This is a genomic window from Gemmata sp. (assembly GCF_051859125.1).
Taxonomy (GTDB): Bacteria; Planctomycetota; Planctomycetia; order Gemmatales; family Gemmataceae; genus Gemmata.
Genome location: NZ_JBHYGG010000294.1, coordinates 26,058 through 35,821, shown reverse-complemented (window position 1 = coordinate 35,821; position 9,764 = coordinate 26,058). Strand labels below are relative to the sequence as shown.

5 protein-coding genes are annotated in these 9,764 nt (G+C 72.6%); 1 reads left to right on the top strand and 4 read right to left on the bottom strand.

All coding sequences use genetic code 11. The annotated features are described in order from the left end of the window. The coding region (locus tag ACTIGN_RS31205; RefSeq protein ID WP_439631329.1) for an RNA methyltransferase at positions 1-802 on the top strand (802 nt) is incomplete at its 5' end. Between the two features lie 17 nt (positions 803-819). Here ACTIGN_RS31205 and ACTIGN_RS31200 read toward each other — a convergent pair. From ACTIGN_RS31200 to ACTIGN_RS31185, 4 genes are all read right to left on the bottom strand, one after another. Then, positions 820-4,233 carry a cation-translocating P-type ATPase family protein gene (locus ACTIGN_RS31200; RefSeq protein ID WP_439631327.1) on the bottom strand — a complete coding sequence of 1,138 codons (3,414 nt, stop codon included), beginning with the start codon at positions 4,231-4,233 and terminating at the stop codon, positions 820-822. Between the two features lie 256 nt (positions 4,234-4,489). Then, positions 4,490-6,952, bottom strand: a complete 2,463-nt coding sequence (locus ACTIGN_RS31195) for a discoidin domain-containing protein (protein WP_439631325.1) — start codon at positions 6,950-6,952, stop codon at positions 4,490-4,492. Positions 6,953-7,373: 421 nt separating this feature from the next. After that, positions 7,374-8,402 carry a hypothetical protein gene (locus ACTIGN_RS31190; protein WP_439631323.1) on the bottom strand — a complete coding sequence of 343 codons (1,029 nt, stop codon included), beginning with the start codon at positions 8,400-8,402 and terminating at the stop codon, positions 7,374-7,376. 441 nt (positions 8,403-8,843) lie between these two features. Continuing rightward, on the bottom strand, positions 8,844-9,218 hold the full coding sequence (locus ACTIGN_RS31185; RefSeq protein WP_439631321.1) for an RNA recognition motif domain-containing protein: 375 nt from the start codon (positions 9,216-9,218) through the stop codon (positions 8,844-8,846). Positions 9,219-9,764: the final 546 nt, after the last annotated feature.

The following is a 9,764-nucleotide window of genomic DNA, read 5'->3' as shown; positions in this document are numbered from 1 at the left end:
CGGCCCGCCCCGTCTCCGCTATCATGGTCCCATGTCGGACACCCTTCTTTCGCGCTGCCGCGTCGTGCTCGTGCGCCCGCACTACGCCGGCAACCTCGGCTCGACCGCCCGCGCCATGCGGAACTTCGGGCTCTCCGATCTCGTCCTCGTCGCGCCCTACGCCCGCGTGAACAACCCCGAGGCGGTGCGGCTCGCGACGCACGGCCTGCCCGTGCTCGAAGCGGCCCGGATCGTCCCCGACCTCGGCGACGCGGTCGCCGACTGCGTGCTCACCCTCGCCACGTCCGCGCTCACGTCAGGGGTCGCGCGCCGCGGGACGATCGGCACGCCGGCCGAGTTGGTGCCGGGCCTGCTCGACGCCGCCGAGCGCGGCCCGGTCGCGCTCGTGTTCGGCCCGGAGCCGCACGGGCTGTCGAACGAGGAGATCGGCCGGTGCCACGGGATGCTCCACGTCCCGGTGGACCCGGAGTTCTCGTCGCTGAACCTGGCGCAGGCGGTGGCGGTGTGCTGCTACGAGTTGCGGAAGGCGTGGTCGGCCCGCGTCAGCGAGCAGCGGAACTCGCCCCCGGCGGGGCCGGCGGTCGCGCCGCACGCGGACCAGGAGCGGATGTTCGAGCACCTGCGGGACGGGCTGCGGGCGGTGGGGTTCCTGTTCGGCGAGCGGCAGGACACGCTGATGCACGCGGTCCGGCACCTGATCGGCCGGTCGATGCCGACGCCCGCCGAGGTGCGGATGCTGCACGGCCTCGCGCGCCAGCTCCTGTGGGTCGCGAGCCAGCAGAAGCCGAGCGACGGGGCGTAGCGCACGTCGCGGGCCGACTACGGCTCCTTGTCGGCGGTCCGCGGGGGGAGGAGCGACGGGAGGCCGCTCATTGCCGGGTCCACGAGGAAGATGTTGCGGCGGGCGGGCACGTCCGGTGCGTCGATGATGACCTTGTCGCGGAGCCGCAACACGTCCACGACCGCCTGCACCGCGAGGTGGTTCTCGATCAGGAACCGGCGCTCGGCGAGCACCTTCGCGCGGCGGGCGTCGAGGTCGCGGCCGACGGCCGCCGCGTCCTCGCCGGCCTTGGTGCGCCGGTCGCGCTCGGCGGCGAGTGCGGCCTCCTCGTCGGGCGCGAGCTGGTTGCGGACCAGGTGCCACGCGAGGAAGGCGTCGCGGTCGGCCCGTGCGGCCTCCTCCTTCGCGTGGGCCGCGGCGCCCGCCTGCTTCAGCACGCGGGTCGCGGCCTCGTCGGCGCGGCGGCGGGTGCGGATCGCGTCGGCCTCGGCCTCGTTCACCATCCGGTCCCGCTCCTGCGCCGCCTGCGCGACCTTGTGGTACGACTCGACGACGCCCGACGGCGGGTGAACGTCGTGCAGCGTGAACCCGTCGATCGCGACGCCGACGCCCCCGGGTGCGACGCCTTCGAGCCGCCGCCGCAACCGCCCGAGCGCGTCTGCCTCGACGGCGGCCCGGCGCGTGGTGAGCACGTCCGTGAAGCGCCGGGCCGCGACCACCTCGCGCAGCACCGACTCGGCTTCCGAGCGCACCAGTGCGTTCGCGTCGCGCACGCCGAACAGGAACGCCCGCGGGTCCGAGACGTGGTACCGCACGGTCGCCAGCACCTCGACGAGGTCGTCGTCGCCGGTGACCATCACGGCCTCGTCGGTGAGCCGGGCGACGTCGTCGGCGTGGCCGCTGGCCCAGGTGTTCGCGGTCCCCTTCGCCTGCTTGCCGAGCACCTTCACCTGCTCGTCGGTGAGCGAGCGGAAGCCCACTTCCACCGTCCGCACTTCGGACGGGCGGAGCCGGGCGACGGTCTCGACCGGCCACGGCCAGCGGAGGTGGAGCCCCGGGGCGAGGTCCGCGACCGGGCGGCCGAACCGCTGCGCGACGCCGACCTCGTCCGCGGCGACTTCCGTGAAACTGGTCGCGAGCCAGCCGACCAGCACGAGCAGTGACAGCCCGGTGACAATCGCCTTCCAGCGGTGGAGCAGTCCGTGCAGCGCGTCGTCCACCGACAGTCGCGCGAGCCACGAGTCGAGCCGCTTCGCGCCCTCGCGGACGCGGGCGACGGTGCTCGTCGGGGCGGTCCGCTCGAACGCGAGAAGCCGCATCGAGTTCAGCAGAACGAGGAGCGAGCCGAGTTGGTGGTACAGCACGCCGGCGAGCGGGGCCTTCTTGGTCCACTCGTCGGACGAGCCCAGGAGCGGCCACAGCCAGCCGGTGACGACGATGCCGACGACGTTCACCCCGAACCCGAACACGATAATGTTCTGGCGGATGATGCGGACCGTCTCGCGGGACAACCGCACGAGCAGCGGCAGCGGCCGGAGCGGCTCGCCCATCAGCACGATGTCGCCGGCCTCGGCCGCGATTTCGGTGCCCGAGCCGACCGCGATGCCGACCGCGGCCCGGGCCAGCGCCGGGGCGTCGTTGATCCCGTCGCCGACGAACGCCACCGCCCCCGGGTTTCTGTGCGTGCCCTCTCCCCTTGCGGGAGAGGGTGGCCGCGCTTCGCGGCCGGGTGAGGGGTGTAGCTCACCCCCTCGTGCCGCTCCCCCCTCACCCGCCGCTCGAAGACTCGCGGCACCCTCTCCCGCGAGGGGAGAGGGCAAGAGAGTGACCCACTCGGCCTTGTCAGCCGGCAGCAGTTCCGCGTGGACCTCGGTCACCGGCACCTGCTCGGCGACGGCCTGCGCGACGGCGGCTCGGTCCCCGGTGAGCAGCGCGACGGGCGCGAGCCCCATCGCCCGCAGTTCCGCGAGCACCTCGGCCGCCTCGGGGCGGACCTTGTCGCGCGCGCCGATCAGCCCCAGGACCGCGCCGCCGGCCGCGACCATCAGCGACGTCTGCCCGGCTCCGTCGAGGCGCTCCAGTGCGGCGACGGCCTCGGGCGGAACGGCGACTCCCTGTTCTTCGAGCAACCGCCGGGTGCCGACCACGACCGCACGGCCGGCGACGGTCGCGCTGACGCCCCCGCCCGGGTGCGCGCGGAAGTCACCGGCCTCGCCGAGTGACAGCCCCCTGTCACGCGCCGCGGCCTGGATCACGCGGGCGATCGGGTGGTCGCTGCCGTGCTCGGCCGCGGCGGCGACCGCGAGCACGTCGTCGGCCGCCGCGCCCCCGAGCGGCAGCACGTCGCCGAGTTCGAGCTTCCCCTCGGTGAGCGTGCCGGTCTTGTCGAACGCGAACGCGGTCACCCCCGCGAGCCGCTCGAGCGCCGACCCGCCCTTGATGAGCACCCCCGTGCCCGCGAGCCGGCCGAGCGCCGCGATCACCGCGGCCGGGGTCGCGAGGATCAGCGCGCACGGGCACGCGACGACCAGCACCGCCAGCGCCGGGAACGTCGCGAGCCGGGCCGCGACCTTCAGCGACGGCTTCTGTTGGCCCAGGGCGACGGCCGCGTTCGCGTTGAGGTACACGTTCGCAACGAACGTCAGCAGCGCGAGCGCGAGCACGACCGGGAGGAAGTAGCGCGCGAGGCGGTCGGCGTGCGACTGGAGCGGGGCCTTGTCCTTGAGCGCCGCGGCGGTCAGCGCGATCACGCGGCCGGCGACGGTGTCCTGCGCGACCTTGCGGGCTTCGACCGTGAGCGACCCGTTCTGCACGACGCACCCTGCCAGCACCTCGTCCCCCGGGGCCTTCTCGACCGGGAGGCTCTCGCCGGTGATCGCGCTCGTGTCCACGGCGCTGCGGCCGTCGGTGACCGCGCCGTCCACCGGCACGCGGCCGCCGGCCTTCACCACGACCCGGTCGCCGACGATGACGTCGGTTGTGAACGTGCGGACCTCGGCCCCGTCGCGCAGCACCCAGCACCGCAACGGGAACAGTTCCGCGAGCCTGCCGAGCGCGTTCTGCGTGCGGGCGAAGGTGAACGCTTCGAGGCACTCGCCGACGAGCCCGATGAACACCACCTCGGCGGCGACGAGCGGCTCGTCAATGAGGATGGCGGCGAGGCACGCGACCGCGAGCGCGAGGTCGGCCCCGACCCGGCCCTCGAAGAGCGCTTCGAGCGAGCCGTAGAGCACCCGCGCCCCGCCGACCACCGCCGCGGCGAGTGCGTACCGCAGCCCGAACGGCCTCGGGTTCCAGGTGTAGGCCGCGACGCCGCGGGTGCCGAGCCAGTCGGCGAGTTGCAGGTACAGGTCGATGCCGAGGAGGGTGCCGACGACGGCGGTGAGGAGGTACAGCCCGAGCGGTGAGTCGGAGCGGAACGGGTCGTCGGCGTGCGAGACTTCGCGGTGCATGACGCGGTCAGGCTACGCCGGCGGCACTTCGGGTCAAGCGCCCGGCCGCGGTGTTACGCGAATCCGAAGCGTGGGACGCGGCAAGCGCGCCTCAGTGCCGGCCGATCGGCGCGACCGCCAGGCGCGGCGAGTTCGCGCCCGCGAGGAGCGAGCTGGCGACCTTCGCGACCGTCGCCCCGACCGGGTGTCGTGCCCGGGCGGCCCGACCGTGGTGGGCCGCCGCTCAGAGCCGGCTTCAGATGAGGTCGGGTGCCGCCTACCGCGGGGCGCGTTCCTTGACCTGCTGTCGGAACAGGCTCGCGGGCTTCACCTCGGGCACGGCCTTCACCGGGTCGAACCGAGGTTCCGGGAGGACGCGGACCCGGCTCAGGTGGAACACGGTGCTGCCCTCGCGGCCGGTCTTGCCCACGTCCGAGCCCTTGGCCACGACGCGGACGTATCGGGCCTCGACCTCGGGGAACTCGTACGTGCGGAGCACGTCGTGCCCCCCGGCCGCGCCCTTGCCGTCCTTGTGCACCGTTCGCCAGGTCTTCCCGTCGTCCGACACCGCGATGTCGAACAGGTACACGCGGTCCCGCTCGGGGGGCGGCTGGTCCCGCTTCTTCGCGTCGACGTACGGCGAGAACGTCGGGAAGGACATCTTGAGCGCCGACACCTTCTGCGGCCGCCGCAGGTCGTACTGGATCCACGCGTTTCGGCGGTCCGTCATCCAGTACCCGTAGGGGTGGTCGTCGAGGGTCCCTTCGGGCACGTTCGTGAACTCGTGGTCGGAGGCCTCGACGCCGATGCGGACGGGGTTGCGGTACAGGTCCCAGTGCCCGTGCCCGCCGCCGTCGTAGGCCTCGTCCTTCGGCGGCCGCCAGTCGTGGAACGGCCCCTGCAGCCGGAACCCGACGTGGCCGATCGCCCAGTTCTGGGCCGTGGGCGGTCGCTCGCAGATCAGCCGGCCCCGCGTGTTCCACGCGACGTAGTTGGCCGCCGCCCAGCCGTGGCCGCTGCCGTAGGTCAACCGGTTCATGAGCGCGACGCTGCCGTTTACGTTGTCGTACAGCCCGCCGCTGGACCAGAGGTGGTGCGGCTCGCTGTTGGTGAGGTCCTTCTCGCCGGTGGAGTTGTGGAACACGTTCGGCCCCGTCACCTGGTGGTCGACGTAGAAGGCGTGGCGGCAGTTCAGGGCGTAGCAATTTTCGACCAGGTGCAGCGTCGCGCGTCCACCCTCTCCCACCTTGAAGCCGTACCGCGGGACGTACCCCTCGGTGTACTTCTCGTCGGCCAGCAGGATGCTGGAGTCCCGGACCGTGATGTTCCGGGTCTGCGCGCCGAGCACGATCGCACCGTTGTCGTAGAAGTGCTCCGCCACGGCGTCGCGGACCCACGCGTCCGTCACGTTGGCGAACGTGACGGCGGCCCCGCGAACGTTCCCGAGCCCGACCTTCGCGTCGGCGGCGCAGTACTGGATCATCCGGAGGTTCTCGACCCCCACGCGGCTGATCCGGCCGGGGTCGTCGTACCGCGAGACACTGCCGCCGCCCCACCGCTTCTCGATGGCGGTGACGATCGGGGCGTTGACGGTGAGCCGGTCGCCGGCGACCGCGGTGACGACCCGTTCGAAGCCGGTGTCGCGGGGCGGCCACGGCTTCTTGCCCGGGATGCGGTCCATGCCGATCGCGTTCACCCAGGCCTCGTTCCCCCGCCGCTGGATCAGCACCTTGTCGCCCGCGCGGAAGTCGCCCGGGTTCCGGACGCTGAACGTCACGGCCCCGACCGGGACGTAGGAGTCGAGGACCTCGGCGGCCGGCTCCTTCCGCACGCTTACCCCGCCGGCCCCCGCCACGCTGAAGGGGAGGCGGCCCGTGACCAGAACGGTCCCGGTCGGGTCGGCGAGCGCCCGGAGGAACGCGTCGCGGCTGAGGCCCGCGGCCGGGTCGAGGAGGGGCACCCGGCGGTCCTTGCCCGGGCCTTCGCCGCGCACCACCACGCCGCTCGCCTTGATCTTCAGGGTCCCGACCTCGTACACCCCCTTCTTCAGGAGCACGGCACCGCGGAAGCCCTCCTTGTCCGGCGCGAGCGCGGAGACCTGGTCGATCGCCCGCTGGATCCGTGCGGTCGCGTCCCCGGGCTCGGGCGCCAGGGTCACCTTGACCGGCACGTCCGGGATCTCCTTGTCCCCGCCCAGGTAGCCCACCGTGGAGAAGTCGGGGATGCGGTTGCCGCGGTAGTCGGGCGTGTAAACGAGTCGGCCGTCCTTGCCCGGGTGGGCGACGAGGCTGTAGCCCTCGGGAAGTCCGGCGGGGTCGAGGACCGAGAAGTAGTAGGCGTCCCGGAACACCGGCCGGTCGCCGGTCACGAACTGGAGCGTCAGCCGGTAGCGCCCGGGGCCGGCTTTCCCCTCGAACGCGAGAGTCGCCTTCTGCCCCGGCCGGAGCTCCTGGGCCGCGACCCGCTTGACGGCCACTCCGTCGTCCTCGCGAACGACCTCTCCGTCCAGGGTGCCCGCGTCCCTCGCGCGCGAGACCAGTTCCACCGAAGGAAAGGCGTCTCCGGGCAGGACGACCGCCGGGTACCCGACGCGCATCGTCATCGTCTTGTGCGTCAGGCGAACGTCCAGGGCGTCGTGATCGCCCGGCTCGTCGGCGGCAGCGCAGGAGCTTGCGATGCCGATCAGGAGACCGATCGCCACGATCCCTGGGCGGCTCCGGTTGCCGAGGCGTGAGTGCATGATCCCGTTCCTGCGGGTTTGAGGGGAACCGCCCACACGGGCACGGGCCCCGGTCCGGTCGCCGCGTGTCGGCTCGTCCAGCGCGCTCGCGTCGACGTGCCCTTGCCCCCCGGCGCGGAAGTCGCCGCGGTGCGCGCCGGGTCACGCCCCGCATCACTTTTCGGCGGCGCGGGCGGGGGGTAGGGCACGGGTCGCGAGGCCCGGAGGCCGACGGGTATTAGCTTGAACCCGTCTCGGTGCTGTTGAGTACCGTTGCCGAACAATTCTTTACCGATTTTGGGAGCCGCGCGTGAGCCGCTCGGGCGTCGGCAGCTGACTCGCTTCCGCGAGGGTGCGGAAGTCGCCGGCGGTGGACTCGGTGAGCACGGGCACGGCCGTGAAGCCCGGGTGACGAGCGGGGTTCCGCTGACCGCTCCGGGCGTCACTTCGCCGGTGGGCGAGGGGGAGCGGCGGCCGGCCGCAGCGCCTCGCCCAGGGCGTCGAGCCTTCTGGCGAGGGTCTCCCCCGCGACGGTGCCGGCCAGGGCGCGGGCCGCCTCCCGCTCCCGGTGCAGCACCGCGACCAGCAGGTCGGTCACGACCACGGTGGTCAGCCACTTGCTCGCCAGCACCTTGGCCGCGGCGCCCAGCACCCAGGCGGGGCTCACGTGCCCGACCCACTCGAGCAGCACCGGGTGCTCGGCCACCCACCGGGCGAGCACGACCGCCCCCGCGACCGCAAGGGCGGTCTGGCCGAGGCCGATGGCCCGGACGAGGCGGGCCGCTTGCTCGGGCGTGTTGCGGCGCAGGAGCCGGCGGACCGCCAGCAGCGGCACGACGGGCGAGCACGAGAGGAGCAGCAGGCCCGCGTACAGTTCGGTGTGGAACGCCACCTGCGCGAGCACCCCCATGGGGAGGAGGTACGCGGCGACGCAGGCCGGGGCGGCCAGCAGGGTGATCTGGCCCGGGGCGCGGGACTCCGGGAGGAACCGCAGCAGCACCAGCGCCGCCTTCAGCGCCCCGGGGAGCAGGGCGAAGAACGCCGGGGCCGTGACCAGCACCAGGTAGCGGACCTGGTGGGTGGAGGTCCGCAGCGCGTCCGCCGGGTCCAGGTTGAAGAGGGCCGAGACCGGCACGAGCAGGACCGGGAGCGGCCCCAGCACCCAGACGACCCAGGCGGCCCGCGCGAGCCGGCACGAGCGCCGGAGCCGCCGCCACGACACGAGCGCGGCCAGCGCCAGGCACCCGCCCGCGAGCCCCGGGGCGAACGCCCCGACCGCGACCGCCACGAGCCCGAGAACGAACCACGGCGAGGGCGGCTCGGCCCCGAACTCGACCCGCATCTCCGCCATCGTGCCGTGCAGGGCGAAGGCGAGAGCGAAGGCGGCGAGGGCCGCGGCGAGCGTCCGGCGTCGCCACGCGGCGTACTCTTGGGGGACGGTATCGGGGCGGTGCGGGTCGGGCGCGGCCAAACGTTCCTCCCACGAACCCGCGAGCGGGGCGCGATCAAGGGGACGGGGTCAACCCGGGTACCCGTTGCTATACGCCGCGCGGCTGGGTCGGGTGGAACGAAACGGGTCCGGACGGGCCGCGTAGCTGCCGTTGAACGCACCGAATCGAACGGGTCGAGTGGAAGTCGGGGCTGCTTACGCCAGAAAAAGGTTGCTTTGAGTGCGCCCGAGAGGATGTGAACTTCGAACGCTCGGGTCCGAAGCTTCGGGTGCTGGACTTCCTGGCCGCCGCGGTTCACCGGACGAAGTCCGCGAAACGCGAGAAATCCAGGATTACCATGACGGTGGTGGCCTGTAACGCGCCACCACCATCTTCTACTGCGCTCGGACCGCGAATCTGGGGCGGTTGGGACGGGTTGCAAACCAGGTTCCCCTGATCACACCGTGCCGCCGCCGGGTGGGTCAGTAGCGACGGCCGCCGCCGCCGCCGCCACCGCCGTAGCCACCACCGCCGCCGCCGCCGCCGCCGTAGCCACCACGGCCGCCGCCGCCGCCGCCGCCGCCGTAGCCACCACGGCCGCCGCCGCCGCCGCCCTCACGGGGCTTCGCCTCGTTGACGGTGAGCGCGCGGCCGTCGAACTGAGTGCCGTTCAGGGCCTGGATGGCGGCGTCGCCACCGTCACTCATCTCCACGAAGGCGAACCCTCGGGGGCGACCGGTCTCGCGGTCCATGACGGCCTGGACCTTGGTGACGGTCCCGTACTGGGAGAACAATTCACGGAGCTGGTCTTCGGTCGTTGAGAACGACATGTTGCCGACGTACAAGTTGTGTGCCACGAAGCTGACCCTGACAGTTGTGAGGCCCGGAACACTGGCGAACGCGGGTCGGCGGGTACCGCCCACAAGAACATGGTACAGGCGGGGAAAGCAGATCGCGAGAACTTTTGTCGAATTTATCCGTTGTCGGCAGCGGGCCCCGGCGGCTCGCGGTTCCGTCCTGAGGTCGGGAAGGGGCCGAGGGGGGGAACTGGTTTCGTCCCGTGGGAGGTCGGAGGAGGCAACGGCGGACGTGTTCCGGGCGGGCCTCGGACCGGCTCCCTTTCGACCGCCCAGTTGCACGCTTGGCCTGTGAACCCGTCCGCACCGGTGTGTTTGTACAGAGGCTCCCGAGCCAGCGGTCAACCGACTCGGCGTCGCCGAGCTTCATGCGGGGGACCAGGACGTCGCCCTCGGGTCCCTCGGTGAGGCGTCGTGCGTGGGCGTCGGACACACAGCCGAGTGAGAGCACTCATACCGAACCGCAGGGATTCGTTTCTTTGTTGGTGGGGCAGGCATTCGTGCCTGCCTCGTGAGGCGGTTGGAGGCAGGCAAGAATGCCTGCCC